This is a genomic window from Weissella sp. ESL1156, from assembly GCF_058505625.1.
In genome coordinates, this window is record NZ_CP196372.1 from 103,956 (window position 1) to 118,864 (window position 14,909).

Consider the following 14,909-nt stretch of genomic DNA (forward strand, 5'->3'; position numbering starts at 1 on the left):
TCGCCGAAGCTTTGGTAACAAAAAAGCCCCAATACCATGTGTGTGACTCACTCACTGGTACTGGGGCTTGTTTACTGTCATGGTAAACAAACCAAGCTCCCTAGCAAAATTACTTTGCTCAGGTTCTATGGGTATTTTCTCAGCCAGCTCTATGGCACCCCAGCTTGTTTGATTCTCCTTTAAGTATAGTGTTAGTCAGGCAGATTTGCAAATTTCTACTCATCATACTAGCAAATCATGAAAATGATTTCATAATAGGAACAGATCAGCTATACCGTAATGACATAACTTTTGTTAAAATAGAAGTGATAACGAGTGGCGATTAGAAATGGAGGAACTCATTCGTGGAATCTCAAATAAAGCTGTTAGGATTAACTGCTAATCATGATTTGGCAAAAGCAGTGGCTGAAGAGTTGCATATACCTTTAACGCAATTGGATATTAAACGTTTTGCTGATGGTGAAATATACGAACGTATTTTAGAGAGTATTCGTGGGGATGATGTTTATGTGATTGCGCCAATTGCTGAAGAAGTTAATGACGCTTTTATGGAAATGATGATTATTGTTGATGCATTGCGACGTGCATCAGCCGAGCAAATAACATTAGTTATTCCGTACATGGGTTATGCTCGTCAAGATCGCAAGGCAAAAGCTCGCGAACCAATCACCGCCAAGATGGTTTCTTCATTAATAGAAATGAATGGTGTTGATCGTGTTGTATCAATGGACTTACATGCCGATCAATTGCAGGGGTTCTTTGATATTCCAGTGGATCATTTGCAAGCAGCACCACTATTAACAGACTATTTCTATAGTCGTAAATTGTTGGATGATATTGTTGTTGTGTCACCAGATCATACTGGTGCAGGTCGTGCTCGAAAATTTGCAGATTTACTTGGTGCACCTTGGGGTATCGTCAATGATAATGTTGCAATGACAACGCCAGAATCAGAAGATGCTATTGTTGGTGATGTGAAAGGACGTCGTGCCATCATTGTTGATGATATTGTTGATACAGGTTATCGAGTGCAAATGACTGCAAAAGCGCTATTGGCAAATGGTGCGACTGAAGTTTATGTTGCAGCAACACATGCCGTTCTTTCAGGACAAGCAGCTGAAAAATTAGCAGCGGATAGCCATATTGAGCGTTGCATTTTTACGGATACTTTACAGATACCTGAAGAAAAGCAAAGTTCAAAGTTTACGACGTTATCTGTTGCACCATTATTTGCAGAAGCAATTCAACGCATTCACGATGACAAACAATTAGATGTCTTATTACGTTCAAATAATAAGCCAGAAATTAGTTTGTGAATTTAAAATAAAAGCAAAGAGATTGAGAGGAGTATTGTGATGGTCTATGCAGCAGCTGATAATCGGTATGATATCATGCCATATCGACGTGTTTCAGATTCAGGGTTAATTTTACCAGCATTATCTTTTGGTTTATGGCGTAATTTGGGTGACCAAAAACCATTAGCAAATTCAAGAGAAGTGATGTTAAAAGCTTTTGATAATGGTATTTTTTCATTTGATAATGCTTCTAATTATGGTCCAGCAGATGGTACAGCTGAAGAAACATTTGGGGCAGTTTATCAAAAGGATTTACGACCTTATCGTAATGAGTTGATTATTACAACGAAGGCTGGTTATCATATGTGGCCAGGACCACTGGGCCAATTTTCAGGTAAGAAAACGTTAATGGCCGCTTTGGAGCTGTCATTACAACGAATGCATTTGGATTATGTTGACATTTTTTATGCTCATCGTTGGGATCCAAATACGAATTTACGTGAAACAGCTGAAGCATTAGACCTAATGGTGCGCCAAGGTAAAGCATTATATGTTGGTGTATCAAATTATACGACAGAACAAGTCGCTGAGATCAGTAAGATTTTTGATGAATTACATACGCCATTTATTGGTAATCAAATGTCATATAATATGTTCAACCGTGAAGCTGAAGAGACAAATATGTTAGCAACATTAGACCAACATCATGCTGGTTTGATTGCATACGGTCCATTAGCCGAAGGATTGTTGACTGACCGTTATTTAGATGGTATCCCAGCAGACATGCCGTTGCACCGAACAAACGCTTTTATTCAGAAAGATCCAGAAGGAGCAGTTGCTAAGTTAAACGCATTGAACAAGATTGCTGCTGATCGTGGTCAAACATTGGCACAATTAGCAATGGCTTGGTTGTTACGCGATAAGCGGGTGCCTTCAATTGTGATAGGTGCATCTTCAGTTGAACATCTACTTGACAATGTCAAAGTAGCAGATAATATGGCTATTTCTGATGAAGAATTAGCAAAAATTGATGACATTTTAAAGTAATAAAAACTTGTTGGATAAAAATTGTTTATTTTCGGCATTGTCAGAATGATGGAAATAAACAATTTTTTTATGAATAGATATTGACTAGAAAGGAAACAGCTAATGGCAAGAAAAGTGACGGTATTAGGATCATTAAATTCTGATACGATTTTACATATTGACCATTTACCAATGCAAGGTGAAACGATGGCAATGTCTGATGCGTCCACTGCTCCAGGTGGAAAGGGTGCGAATCAAGCAGTTGCAGCTCAGCGATTAGGTAGTCAAGTACATTTTATTGGTGCCGTAGGTCAGGACCAAAATGGTCAATTATTATTAAATGCATTGACGACAGATGGTGTTGATACAATGCACATTGCACAATTACCAGACGTTGGGACAGGTGCGGCTTATATCTTGTTAGAAAGTGATTCACACAATACAATTTTAATTTTGGGTGGTGCGAATCAACGGCTAAATGAAACGAATGTTGATGAAGCAAAAACGGTCATTCAATCATCAGAGGTGCTCATTGCGCAATTTGAAACGCCAATTATTGCCACGTTAGAAGCTTTTAAAATAGCAAAGGTAGCGAATGTGATGACTATTTTAAATCCAGCACCTGGACGGCATGATATACCAGAAGAATTATTGTCTTTAACTGACTTAATTACACCAAATGAAACAGAAGCAGAAATTATTACTGGTATCCCAGTAACTGATGATTTATCGATGGTCAGTGCATCAAATAAATTACAAGCATTGGGTGCAAAAAACGTGATCATTACGCTGGGAGAACGTGGGGCTTATTATCAAATGGGTGATGGACGTAGTGGATTTGAGCCTGCTTTTAAAGTCAAAGCAGTCGATACAACTGCTGCTGGAGATACATTTATTGGCGCATTAGCGACGCGATTATTACCTGACATGACAAATATTGTTGACAGTGTTCGTTTTGCTAGTGCAGCGTCAGCATTAACCGTTCAAGGAGCTGGCGCTCAGCCATCAATTCCAACCCTTGCAAAAATGAAAGAAGTTTGGCATTAGTGATGCACAATAATGATATTATTCGTCGATTACAATATATTTTAAATATTAACAGTAAAGACATGACGACTATCTTCCAATTAGGTGGTTTAACTTTAAGTAAACAGGCTTTTCAAGAAATGATGGTCAAGTCAGAGCAAAACAGCCCACGTGATGCACAACTATCAAGGCATGATCTAGAAAAATTTATGAATGGTTTAATTATTTCACAACGTGGTCATAAAAAAAATTCTGATGGCTCGATAGCAGCACCAGATTATAGTATGCAACGTGATAATGACATTAATAATGTTGTGATTAAGAAATTGAAAATTGCAATGTCATACACAACGGATGATTTACTAGCTTTTTGGCAAGCTGCTGACTTTAAAGTCAGTAAAGGAGAAGTGGGAGCGATGTTACGCAGAAAATCGCACCCAAAATATTTAGTGGCTGGCGATCAATTTATGCGTAAATTATTGATTGGTATGGCAAATACACGACGTTAATTTCATAATAGCCAATATTCTAGGTATGTTGGTTAAAAAGCTGCCACGGCAATTAGCCGTGGCAGCTTTTTATACAGAAATGATGCAGTGTCCTTGACATATCATTATACGTTGTATAGTATAACGATATATGAAGTATAACACGAACAAGTGAAGGAGAATAGCCATGAATATTCAAGTACCAACCGTGGTACTCGATGGCTCTGTGTTAGCCGTATTGACGAAGGAAGATACATATGGTTATATCATTACCAAGGCAATGCAGGAATTACTAGGGGTCAGCGAATCAACCATGTATCCAGTTTTGAGACGTTTAAAACGGGATGGTTACTTAGAGACGTATGATAAACCATTTGAAGGGCGGAATCGACGTTATTATCATATAACTGATTTGGGCAAAGCGCATCTAAAAGAAATCAGTCAGGCATGGGCAGAATTCCGACTAGCAGTGAATTCATTATTGGAGGAGCGTCATGATTAAAGATTATTTAACAGCCGTGAGAGGTTATTTAAAAGATATCCCCGTGGATGAACGTGAAGAATTATTACAGTTTTATGAGGAGCAAATGTTGGATGCCAATTATTCAATGCAGGAAATTGAGGCAAAGTATGGGACTCCCAAACAATTTGCGCGTTCACTAAAAATTGATTATTTTATTGAAAACGATGAAACAACTGATGACACAATACCAGTTACTGAACGGACAAAGAACCGAGTCAATATGATCTGGTTAATTGTGTTAGGTTTATTTGCATCACCCATTCTAATTCCAGTTGCCATTGGTTTGATTTTGCTCTTAATTAGTGCCCTAATTGTCTTTTTTGGTATCATTTTTGGCATTTATGCAGCCATTATTGGCGTGCTAGCAGGTGGCTTATTTTTCTTTGTTAATGGTGTTATTTTGTTAGGACAATCAGTCGCAACGGGGGTCCTCTTTATGGGGGGTGGCTTGCTACTAACTGGGGCAGTTATCTTTTTTGCGCCGATTGTCTGGCGTTTAACACGTTGGCTATTTGAAATGCTAGTTGCATTTGTGAAGTGGATTGGGCACCGTTTCCTAACAAGAAATACCACAAAGGAGGCACGCTAAAATGGGATTAAAAGCAACATTGATAACGGGTGCAGGTGTGATGATCGTTGGTGGGGTGATGGTCTTTACGGGATTATCAACAGGTGCCAAAACGTCAATTACTTGGCACCATGGGCCAAAAATTATTGAAACTCACCAAATTAAGAAAGATTTAGCAGATCAAGATTATAGCAAGTTAACGATCAATGCTGGTGAAAATGGGGTTGTGAAGGTCGTTCGTGGTAAAAAATGGCAAATTTCAGGACAGACAATAGACAATCAGTTACGACTTAAGACCGAACAAAAGAAATTAAACATATCGTTACGATCGATGCAACAAGTCATTAGTTATAATAATGCGAGTCAACGTATTGTTGTGACAGTGCCATATCAAGTGAAGTTAAAAAACCTTAATTTGAAAACTAATGGCGGTGGGATTCATATTAAGCAATTATCTGCTGATCATGTCATGATGACTAACAATTATGGTGGCATCAGATTACGTGGCTTAACCGCTAAAAATATTGAGACAAAAGGTGAAGGTGGTAGCTACAATTGGCAAAATGTCACATCAGATACGATGCACGTGATGGCAAATGAAGGCTCTTTTAAAGCAAGACAATTAACACTACATAACAGCAGTCAACTAACTGGTGAAGATGCTGATGTACAGTTGCGTCAGTTACAAGTACCTGGTGTTAAGGTCACTAACCAAGATAGTAGTATTAGCGTTAATAATAAAGATTTTGGTGAGACTGATTACACAACCGGTGACCAAAATAATGCCTTATCAATTAACGGTAGTGGCGCGAATGTTGACATTAAATAATATGATTTAACAGGTTCAGCTTTTTTTGAACCTGTTTTCTTTATATCAATGAAAAAGCATCGCATTCTCATTATGTTTTAATGTTTGCTATAATATAAACATTGAAATGGAGATAAGCGAATGAAAATTAACCAGTTCGGTGTTGTTCAAACACCTTTTTCACAAAAAATAAAAGAACTAACGCAAATTGGTTTTTATAACGAAAAGATTCAAGCAGCCATGGCACAAGGCAGTGTGGCTTTATGGCAAGCATTGTTGAACCAAGCCGCGACAACTACGGCGGTCAACGAAAAATTTCATTTTTATATGGTAACTGAAAAGCAAACATTAGCTAATTTTTTTGAGACTAGTCATGAGTTAACAGTGAAGGAATTTAATAATGTTGCTTTACAGTTGTTACAATTTTTAGAAGATGTCGATTATTCATTATCTGAGCCCCAAAAAGCCGTTAACCACATTGGCTTACCGTTATATGATAAACCTGGTGTTTGGTCAACCGAAGATGTTTTAACCGCTTGGTATATGTTATTAATGACACATACTAGAAATGGGTTACAATTTATTGATGAATTAGCGAGTCAAGGGTATTTTAAACCGACTAATCAATCTTTGTTCTTTAATGGCAAAGCTATGGTCACGTTTGATACAAAACAATTAAAAAAAGAAGTGGTGTATGTCGAAACGGATTTGGACACAGATGAGGACGGTCGCAAGGATCTCGTCCGCGTTGATATTATCCGACCAACAACGCAACAAAAAGTACCGACCCTGTTTACGGTGTCACCATATTATCAAGGAACAAATGATATTGTTAGTGACAAAAAATTACATGATGTCAATGTGCCATTAACACACAAGATACCAAATCAAGCGACGTATGCAGATATTGCCTACCACCCCAAACCAAATAAAGTATTGCGTGGGCAAACAATCACTGGCGAGGCAAAGTATGCAACCCAAACGTTCTATCCAACTGCGCATGTTGATTTGAACAATTACTTTTTGTCACGTGGGTTTGCAGTTGCTTATTCATCAGGTATTGGTACACGAGACTCAGATGGGATGCAAGATACAGGATCACCAGCACAAGTAGCTAGTATGAAAGCGGTGGTTGAGTGGTTGGCTGGTAATCGGCAAGCATTTACTGATCGAACCAGTGGGTTAGCGATTAAAGCAAATTGGTCCAGTGGTAAAGTAGCGATGACGGGTAAATCATATCTTGGTACTTTAGCGACAGCTGTTGCAACAACAGGTGTCACCGGTTTAGAAACGGTGATATCAGAAGCCGCCATCTCGGATTGGTATCAATATTATCGTGACAATGGCTTAGTGATTGCACCTGGTGGCTTTCCAGGGGAAGATATGGATGTTTTAGCAGAATTAGTTTATTCACGGATGCAAGATGCTGGTGATTGGCATCAAACAAAGCAACAGTGGCAATCAATACAACAAACGGCGGCAACCAAGATGGATCGTGCAACCGGTAATTATAATGCATATTGGGATGCACGTAATTATTTGAACAATACTGCGCAAATCAAAGCTGATGTGATCATGGTGCATGGTTTAAATGATTGGAACGTTAAACCTCGCCAAGTCTTTCGGTTATATCAAAAATTAAAAGATTTAAATCTTGTGAAAAAACTATATTTACATCAGGGACAGCATATTTATATCAATAATAATCGTTCCTTAGATTTTAGTGATCAGATGAATCTATGGCTCAGTCATAAATTGTATGGGCTAACTAATCAAGCACCAAACCAATTACCAGACATTACTTGGCAAAGTAATCTAGCACCTGAGACTTGGCAAACATGGGAGACTTGGGGTCAAGCCGCCATGACAACAATGGCATTAGCTAATGTACAGACACCAGTCAGTTACACCGATCAACAAACGACAGCGGCTTATCGTACCTATAGTCAAGATTTTAACCAATGGCGTCAACAAATGTTGGATCAACATAATCACCAGTTAGATAATTCACGTGCGATTTTTTTGCAACCAAAACAATTGCAAGATGTCATCATTGATGGTGAAGTATCGTTAAAATTGCGGATGAAGTCATCTGAGAATGTGGGCTTAGTTAGTGCGATGCTCGTTGATTATGGAGAAGCGAAGCGTCTAACAACGAAACCTGTTGACCAGGGACAGCAAATTGATCGGGGGGTTAATTGGCAACCGACAAACCTAGTTGAATTTCAACAAGCAGCAACAACACCATTTAAAATGATCACCATTGGGCATATGAATATGCAAAATCGTGAGCATCCATGGCGAGTGGACGATTTACAGCCGAATCAGTATGTTGATTTAACATTGACCTTACAACCAACGTTATATCAATTAACGGCTGGTCATCAATTAGGTATTGTTGTTTATGGGACAGATTTTGAAATGACCATTCGGGGCAACCAAAAGATTACCTATACAATTGATACGACACATAGTGAACTTATCGTACCAATTGTCAGCAACAAATAGAATGGAAGGAAAATATTTATGGGACGTAAACTAATTGGCATTGACTTAGATAAAACAACTTTGAATAATGCTGGTCAGATCTCTGACAAAACACGTCAAATAATTCAGAAAATGCAAGCCGCTGGTCATATTGTGGCCATTATAACGGGACGACCAGTACGTTTATCGACTAATATTTATCAAGAACTTGGCTTACGATCACCGATGATAAATTTTAATGGTGCGTTTGGTGACATGCCAAATACGTCGTGGGATCATGCGTATTCATTTCAAGTTGATCGCGAAATTGCCTTTGATTTAATTGAAAATGCAGCGGATATGGCGATTAAATCTGTGGTTGCAGAAAATCGGGCTGATGTTTGGACTAATAATAAGATTGAGCCAGAGAATCCGGTGGATACTTTCTTTTTTCCACAAACAACAGATAAATATCATATGTTAGATCGGTTAAATTTAAAAACAAATATTAATTCTATTTTAATCGAAGCACAAAATAGTGATCATCAGGCAGAAATTCAGACATATGTGACGAATCGTTATGGTGCTGATCGTGTCACTGTGAAAACATGGGGTGCAACATCACCTATTTTGGAAATCGTGCCAGCTGGTGTCGCCAAAGATACAGGGTTACAAATTTTACAGAAAGCATATGATATTCAAAAAGATGATGTTTATGCTTTTGGGGATGAAATGAATGATTTTGAAATGATTGATTACGCTGCCCATGGTATTGTGATGAAAAATGGCAATCCAGCGTTACTTGCTATTGCGGACGATATCACGACCTATACAAATGAAGAAGACGGATTGGCAAAATATTTAGAAAAATTAATTGATTAGGATCAGATTGAACACCTTGTTAATCAGCACTGTTTGAATAGTAGAAAAACGTGTAAAATAAAATGTAATCTATCTAAAACAAGGAGTTTATGTCATGGTGGAGTTACCAAAAGACTACCGAGCCAAATATCGTCAATTAATGGGAGACGAGGCGGATGAATTCTTTGCCGCATTTGATCAGCCAGTTGTGAAAGCTTTTCGTGTTAATCCTTTGAAAGCCAATCAACACTTGTACGACACACCAACGTCAGGTCGCGTACCTTGGGGTGATTGGGGGTACTATGGTACCGCCAAGGGTCATTCAGTTGACCACACAACGGGTGTGATCTATTCACAAGAACCATCAGCACAATTAGTCGGAGAATTAGCACGGCCAAAGCCAGGGGAACGTGTGCTTGACTTAGCAGCTGCGCCGGGTGGTAAATCAACCCATTTAGCATCATTTATGCAACAAGCTGGTTTATTAGTGTCGAACGAAATTTTTCGTAAACGGGCTCAAATTTTAAGTGAGAATGTGGAACGTTTTGGCATTCAAAATGCATTGGTGACCAACCATGCACCTCAAGAATTAGCTAAAAGATTCCCACAATATTTTGATCGTATTATTTTAGATGCGCCTTGTTCCGGTGAGGGAATGTTTCGTAAAGATCCATATGCGATTCAGTATTGGCATCAGGATTATCCAGCAGAAAATGCCACTCGTCAGCGTGAAATTCTTGTTGAAACAATGAAAATGCTAAAACCGGGTGGCACATTAGTATACTCAACTTGTACATTTGCACCAGAAGAAGATGAACAGATCATTGCCTGGTTATTAAAAAAATATCCTGATTTACACATGGTGGATGTGCCAAAGCACGATGGCATGTCAGATGGTCGACCTGAATGGGCTGACCATAATCCAGAATTGACCAAAGCAGTTCGTCTTTTTCCACAATATGTTGCTGGTGAAGGCCATTTTATGGCAAAGATGCAATATCAACCAACAACAGTGACACCAGTGAAAGAACCTAAGTTAGCCAAATCTAATTTGACAGTTGAACAACAAAAATATTGGGCAGATTTTAAACAAACGATGTTACATGATTATCAACCAGGTACTTTGTTAACTTTTGGTGATCAACTATATGCTTTACCAGTTGACACACCAGATTTAAAAGGTCTGCAAGTGTTACGAGCTGGTCTACACTTGGGAACGTTTAAGAAAAAAAGGTTTGAACCAAGTTTGGCACTTGCATTGGCAGTTCAGCCAGAATTATTTACAAAACGTTATCAATTAACCGATGTGGAATGGCGCCAATATGTTCACGGTGACACATTTATGGTGCCAATCGCTGATGATCAGTTAGAAAATGGCTGGTACTTACTAGAAATGAATCATAATGGAGTGGGTTTTGGTAAATTAGTCAATCGTCAGATGAAGAATTTTTATCCCAAAGGATTACGGTTTGTTGTCCATGATCATCTGGTGAATTTGTCAGATGACCTATACTAATTACAAAATCTTTTGGTAAAATAGCTATATCAAAGCATGAAAGGAATTAACATGGCAAACGAGCAAATTACGCGTGAAGAAGTTGAACATGTGGCTAATTTAGCTAAATTAGCCCTAACGGATACAGAAGCAGACATGTTTACAGATCATTTAGGTAAGATTTTTGATGTGGTGACAACGTTAGCTGAGGTTGATACGGAAAATGTACAACCAACGTATTCAGTCACTGAAATGCATACTGTCTTACGAGAAGATGTGGCTGTTAATGCCCACCAATCACAAGCATTATTGCATAATGCACCAGAGCACCAAGACACCCTGATTAAGGTGCCTGCAATTCTTGATGGAGGAGCTGAAGGTTAATGGATTTCTTGCATACAAATATCGAAAAGTTACACGAACAGCTTGTAAATAAAGAAATTACGGCTGTTGAGTTGGTCAAAGAGACATTGGCAAATATTGCGCAAGACGATGCAACATATGATGCTTTTTTGACAACGATGGCTGATAAAGCCTTAGCAGAGGCTGCCGCCATTGATGAGGCTGGCATTGATCCTAATAATGTTTTATCAGGTATACCATACGGAATTAAAGATAATTTAATGACGAAAGATGTTACAACAACGGCTGCTTCAAAAATCTTGGAAGGGTTCAAACCAATTTATGACGCAACAGTTGTTTCACGCTTACGTGACCACGGCGCAGTTGGTGTTGGTAAGTTAAACATGGATGAATTTGCCATGGGTTCAACAACTGAAACTTCACACTATAAGCAAACCAAGAATGCTTGGGATCAAACGAAGGTACCAGGGGGATCATCAGGTGGTTCAGCAGTTTCAGTTGCTGCTGGTGAAGTGCTGTTTGCCTTAGGAACCGATACTGGTGGTTCAATCCGTCAGCCAGCTGCTTTTAATGGGATTGTCGGTATGAAACCAACGTATGGTCGTGTGTCACGTTTTGGTGTGATTGCTTTTGCATCGTCACTTGACCAAGTGGGTGTCTTTACGCGCCGTGTCAAGGATAATGCAACAGTCTTGGCAGCAATGGCGGGTCATGATGTGAATGATCAAACATCATCTGATCAAGATGTGCCTGATTATACGGCTCACTTAGATGGTGACATTAAGGGTATGAAGATTGCTGTCCCAACAGAATATTTTGCAGATGGTATTGATGAAGCGATTAAGACAACGATTCGTCAAGGTATTGAAAAGTTACGTGAGTTAGGGGCAACAGTTGATGAAGTCTCATTACCACATACAAAATATGGTGTTGCGGCCTATTATATTCTTGCGTCAGCAGAGGCTTCTTCAAACTTACAACGTTTTGATGGTATCCGATATGGTTTCCGTCCTGAAAATGTTAAGAATCTAGATGATTTATATGTACAAACACGGACACAAGGTTTTGGTGATGAGGTCAAACGTCGTATTATGCTGGGCACATATTCACTATCAGCGGGTTCTTACGATGCATTCTTTAAGAAGGCTGCTCAAGTACGGACATTGATGAATGATGATTTCCAAAAAGTATTTGCTGATTATGATTTGATTGTGGCACCAACCACACCAAATGTTGCTTATGATTTTGGTGCTAATCAAGATGATCCTGAAGTAACCTATATGAATGACGTTTTGACTATTCCAGTTAACATGGCTGGTTTGCCAGGTATGTCAGTACCAGCCGGCTTTGTTGATGGTTTGCCAGTCGGTATGCAATTAATTGCTAACCGCTATCAAGAAGAAACCATTTACCGTGTCGCTTACGCTTATGAGCAAGCCACACGTTTATTTGAAAAAGTACCAGGAGGTAAGGACTAATGGCAGTGCCAAATTTTGAAACGACAATTGGACTAGAAGTCCACGTTGAGTTAAAGACAAACTCTAAAGCGATGTCACCTTCACCCGTACAATATGGTGCAGAACCTAATGCTAATACGAATGTCATTGATTGGGGTTATCCTGGCGTGTTACCACAAGCTAATAAGGGTGCTTTAGAATATGGAATGATGGCGTCACTGGCATTGAATGCTGATATTACACGTGACTTGCACTGGGATCGTAAGAATTACTTCTATCCAGATAATCCTAAAGCTTATCAAATTACGCAACAACAAGAGCCAATCGGTCGTAACGGTTGGCTAGAGATTGAATTTGAAGGTCAAAAGAAGCGCGTTGGTATTACTGAATTACACGTCGAAGAAGATGCTGGTAAAAATACGCACGGGACTAATGGTTATTCATATGTTGACTTGAATCGTCAAGGCACACCATTAATTGAAATTGTTGGTGCACCTGACATTTCATCACCTGATGAAGCATACGCTTATTTAGAAGCATTACGTCAAGCAATTCAATTTACAGGTATTTCTGATGTTAAGATGCAAGAAGGATCAATGCGTGTTGATGCGAATATTTCAATTCGCCCAGTTGGTGCGACGGAATATGGGACTAAGGTTGAGTTGAAGAACTTAAACTCTTTCAATTATGTTCGTAAAGCATTGGCCTTCGAAGAAAATCGTCATGCTAGGATTTACATGTCTGGTGGTACGATCAAACAACAAACGCGTCGTTTCGATGAGACAACGGGTGAGACTGTTTTGATGCGTGTTAAAGAGACGGCTGACGATTATCGTTATTTCCCAGAACCAGATTTAACACCCATTCACGTGACTGATGATTGGATTGAAGAGGTTCGTGAAAAGTTACCTGAAGCAGCTAAAGATCGTAAGGCACGTTACGTTGATGAACTTGGTCTAGAAGTTTATGATTCTGAAGTGTTGACACAAACGCTTGCAATGTCTGATTTCTTTGATGCAACAGTTGCTGAAGGTGCTGATCCTAAGCGTGCAGCTAACTACTTGATGGGTGACGTTAACGCCTTTTTGAATGAGCAACAAGCTGATTTGGAGGCAACGCCGTTAACACCAAAGCATTTGGCTGATATGATCAAGCTTATTGATGATGGTACGATTTCAACTAAGATGGCTAAAAAAGTTTTTAAGGCAATTACCAAAGGTGATGATCCAGTTGAATTCGTTGAAAAGAACGGTTTGAAGCAATTATCTGATCCAGCTGTTTTGACACCAATGATCGATGAAATTTTGGATAAAAATGAACAATCAATTATTGACTTCCATAATGGAAAAGATCGTGCGGTTGGTTTCTTAGTTGGTCAAATTATGAAGCAAACTAAAGGAAGTGCTAACCCAGCAGTTGTTAACCAATTGTTGATGGCTGGCTTGCAGGCTCGTAAGCCTGAATAAAGCTTCACATAGTATATTATATTAGTATGTGAGCTATTGAGCAGTGTGATGGCTGCACTGCTCATACATAGATTAAATTAGGAGCATAACGTAATGAAAAGAGCACGCATTATCTATAATCCAACATCTGGCCGCGAGGCAATTCGACGAGACCTTGTTGATATTTTAGATGTTTATGAACAGGCTGGTTATGAAACAAGCGCTTTTGCGACAACACCCGAGCCAAATTCAGCAATGAATGAAGCCAAACGAGCTGCCCAAGCGGGATTTGATTTACTCGTGGCTGCTGGTGGTGATGGGACAATTAATGAAGTTGTTAATGGGATTGCGCCGTTAGACCAACGACCAATGATGGCCATCATTCCAGCTGGGACAACTAATGATTATGCACGTGCTTTGCGCATTCCGCGCGAAGATCCATTAGCTGCGGCTCGTGTTATTTTAAAGGGACATGCGGCAAAAATGGATATTGGGCAATCGAATGAGTCGTACTTTGTTAATATTGCGGCCGGTGGTTCATTGTCAGAGTTAACTTATTCAGTACCATCAAAATTAAAGTCAATGTATGGTTATTTAGCTTACCTTGTTAAGGGTGCAGAAATGTTAACCAGTATTAAACCGATGGATATTCATGTGAAATATGATGATGGTGAATTCAATGGGCAATCAGCCATGTTTTTTTTGGCATTAACCAATTCTGTGGGTGGTTTCGAGCAGATTGTGCCCGATGCGAAGCTAGATGATGGTAAGTTTACACTTTTAATTGTTAAAACAACGAAATTTTCTGAAATCTTAAATTTGGTTACCGAGGTATTAAAGGGTAAGCATGTTAACAATCCCAATTTAATTTATGCCAAGTCTGAACGTGTCGAAGTGTCATCATTGAAAAATGATAGAATTATGATCAATCTTGATGGTGAATATGGTGGGGATGCACCAGTGACATTTATTAATCATAAACAACATATTCAAATGGTTACGAATATTGATGATAGTTTAAGGGAAATGTTAATCAGTGAGCCTTTTAAATTAAATGATTAAAAATATATTTTATATCTTAGGAGAGT

Annotated in this window: 14 protein-coding genes and 1 riboswitch; all 14 genes read left to right on the plus strand. The window is 39.0% G+C overall.

From position 1 onward, the window contains the following. Positions 1-80: 80 nt before the first annotated feature. Positions 81-172, minus strand: a riboswitch (TPP riboswitch). A gap of 172 nt (positions 173-344) precedes the next feature. Continuing rightward, positions 345-1,316: a ribose-phosphate diphosphokinase gene (locus tag ACSKY2_RS00600; protein WP_489839849.1), complete on the plus strand. Its 972-nt coding sequence runs from the start codon at positions 345-347 to the stop codon at positions 1,314-1,316. 39 nt (positions 1,317-1,355) lie between these two features. Continuing rightward, positions 1,356-2,342: an aldo/keto reductase gene (locus tag ACSKY2_RS00605; protein ID WP_489877714.1), complete on the plus strand. Its 987-nt coding sequence runs from the start codon at positions 1,356-1,358 to the stop codon at positions 2,340-2,342. Positions 2,343-2,444: 102 nt separating this feature from the next. Beyond that, entirely contained in the window at positions 2,445-3,368 is a 924-nt protein-coding gene (gene rbsK / locus ACSKY2_RS00610) for a ribokinase (RefSeq protein WP_489877715.1), read from the plus strand. Positions 3,369-3,370: 2 nt separating this feature from the next. Next, positions 3,371-3,856 (plus strand): DUF1456 family protein, encoded by a 486-nt coding sequence (locus tag ACSKY2_RS00615; RefSeq protein WP_489878210.1) that lies wholly within the window; start codon positions 3,371-3,373, stop codon positions 3,854-3,856. Positions 3,857-4,022: 166 nt separating this feature from the next. Continuing rightward, complete coding sequence (locus ACSKY2_RS00620) at positions 4,023-4,337, plus strand: PadR family transcriptional regulator (protein ID WP_489839845.1); 315 nt, start codon at positions 4,023-4,025, stop codon at positions 4,335-4,337. Next, positions 4,330-4,947: a DUF1700 domain-containing protein gene (locus ACSKY2_RS00625; protein ID WP_489877716.1), complete on the plus strand. Its 618-nt coding sequence runs from the start codon at positions 4,330-4,332 to the stop codon at positions 4,945-4,947. The genes ACSKY2_RS00620 and ACSKY2_RS00625 overlap by 8 nt, the downstream gene beginning before the upstream one ends. A 1-nt stretch (position 4,948) precedes the next feature. Next, entirely contained in the window at positions 4,949-5,755 is an 807-nt protein-coding gene (locus ACSKY2_RS00630) for a DUF4097 family beta strand repeat-containing protein (protein ID WP_489877717.1), read from the plus strand. A 120-nt stretch (positions 5,756-5,875) separates the two neighbouring features. Next, entirely contained in the window at positions 5,876-8,242 is a 2,367-nt protein-coding gene (locus ACSKY2_RS00635) for a Xaa-Pro dipeptidyl-peptidase (protein ID WP_489877718.1), read from the plus strand. 18 nt (positions 8,243-8,260) lie between these two features. Then, positions 8,261-9,082, plus strand: a complete 822-nt coding sequence (locus ACSKY2_RS00640) for a Cof-type HAD-IIB family hydrolase (RefSeq protein ID WP_489877719.1) — start codon at positions 8,261-8,263, stop codon at positions 9,080-9,082. A gap of 94 nt (positions 9,083-9,176) precedes the next feature. After that, the gene (locus ACSKY2_RS00645) at positions 9,177-10,577 is read left to right on the plus strand and encodes an RsmF rRNA methyltransferase first C-terminal domain-containing protein (protein ID WP_489877720.1); all 1,401 of its coding nucleotides are present in this window, start codon (positions 9,177-9,179) and stop codon (positions 10,575-10,577) included. A 51-nt stretch (positions 10,578-10,628) separates the two neighbouring features. Further along, positions 10,629-10,940, plus strand: a complete 312-nt coding sequence (gene gatC, locus ACSKY2_RS00650) for an Asp-tRNA(Asn)/Glu-tRNA(Gln) amidotransferase subunit GatC (RefSeq protein ID WP_489877721.1) — start codon at positions 10,629-10,631, stop codon at positions 10,938-10,940. Then, entirely contained in the window at positions 10,940-12,397 is a 1,458-nt protein-coding gene (gene gatA, locus ACSKY2_RS00655; RefSeq protein ID WP_489877722.1) for an Asp-tRNA(Asn)/Glu-tRNA(Gln) amidotransferase subunit GatA, read from the plus strand. The genes gatC and gatA overlap by 1 nt, the downstream gene beginning before the upstream one ends. Next, positions 12,397-13,842, plus strand: a complete 1,446-nt coding sequence (gene gatB, locus ACSKY2_RS00660; protein WP_489877723.1) for an Asp-tRNA(Asn)/Glu-tRNA(Gln) amidotransferase subunit GatB — start codon at positions 12,397-12,399, stop codon at positions 13,840-13,842. The genes gatA and gatB overlap by 1 nt, the downstream gene beginning before the upstream one ends. 93 nt (positions 13,843-13,935) lie before the next feature. Continuing rightward, entirely contained in the window at positions 13,936-14,883 is a 948-nt protein-coding gene (locus ACSKY2_RS00665; RefSeq protein WP_489877724.1) for a diacylglycerol kinase, read from the plus strand. Positions 14,884-14,909 lie beyond the last annotated feature (26 nt).

Bases quoted from the DNA above. Each gene is read 5' to 3' on its own strand.
- ACSKY2_RS00605 (WP_489877714.1), top strand. From the start codon at position 1,356: ATGGTCTATGCAGCAGCTGATAATCGGTATGATATCATGCCATATCGA.
- ACSKY2_RS00625 (WP_489877716.1), top strand. From the start codon at position 4,330: ATGATTAAAGATTATTTAACAGCCGTGAGAGGTTATTTAAAAGATATC.
- ACSKY2_RS00665 (WP_489877724.1), top strand. From the start codon at position 13,936: ATGAAAAGAGCACGCATTATCTATAATCCAACATCTGGCCGCGAGGCA.
- ACSKY2_RS00645 (WP_489877720.1), top strand. From the start codon at position 9,177: ATGGTGGAGTTACCAAAAGACTACCGAGCCAAATATCGTCAATTAATG.
- ACSKY2_RS00635 (WP_489877718.1), top strand. From the start codon at position 5,876: ATGAAAATTAACCAGTTCGGTGTTGTTCAAACACCTTTTTCACAAAAA.
- gatA (WP_489877722.1), top strand. From the start codon at position 10,940: ATGGATTTCTTGCATACAAATATCGAAAAGTTACACGAACAGCTTGTA.
- ACSKY2_RS00620 (WP_489839845.1), top strand. From the start codon at position 4,023: ATGAATATTCAAGTACCAACCGTGGTACTCGATGGCTCTGTGTTAGCC.
- rbsK (WP_489877715.1), top strand. From the start codon at position 2,445: ATGGCAAGAAAAGTGACGGTATTAGGATCATTAAATTCTGATACGATT.
- ACSKY2_RS00615 (WP_489878210.1), top strand. From the start codon at position 3,371: ATGCACAATAATGATATTATTCGTCGATTACAATATATTTTAAATATT.
- gatC (WP_489877721.1), top strand. From the start codon at position 10,629: ATGGCAAACGAGCAAATTACGCGTGAAGAAGTTGAACATGTGGCTAAT.
- gatB (WP_489877723.1), top strand. From the start codon at position 12,397: ATGGCAGTGCCAAATTTTGAAACGACAATTGGACTAGAAGTCCACGTT.
- ACSKY2_RS00630 (WP_489877717.1), top strand. From the start codon at position 4,949: ATGGGATTAAAAGCAACATTGATAACGGGTGCAGGTGTGATGATCGTT.
- ACSKY2_RS00640 (WP_489877719.1), top strand. From the start codon at position 8,261: ATGGGACGTAAACTAATTGGCATTGACTTAGATAAAACAACTTTGAAT.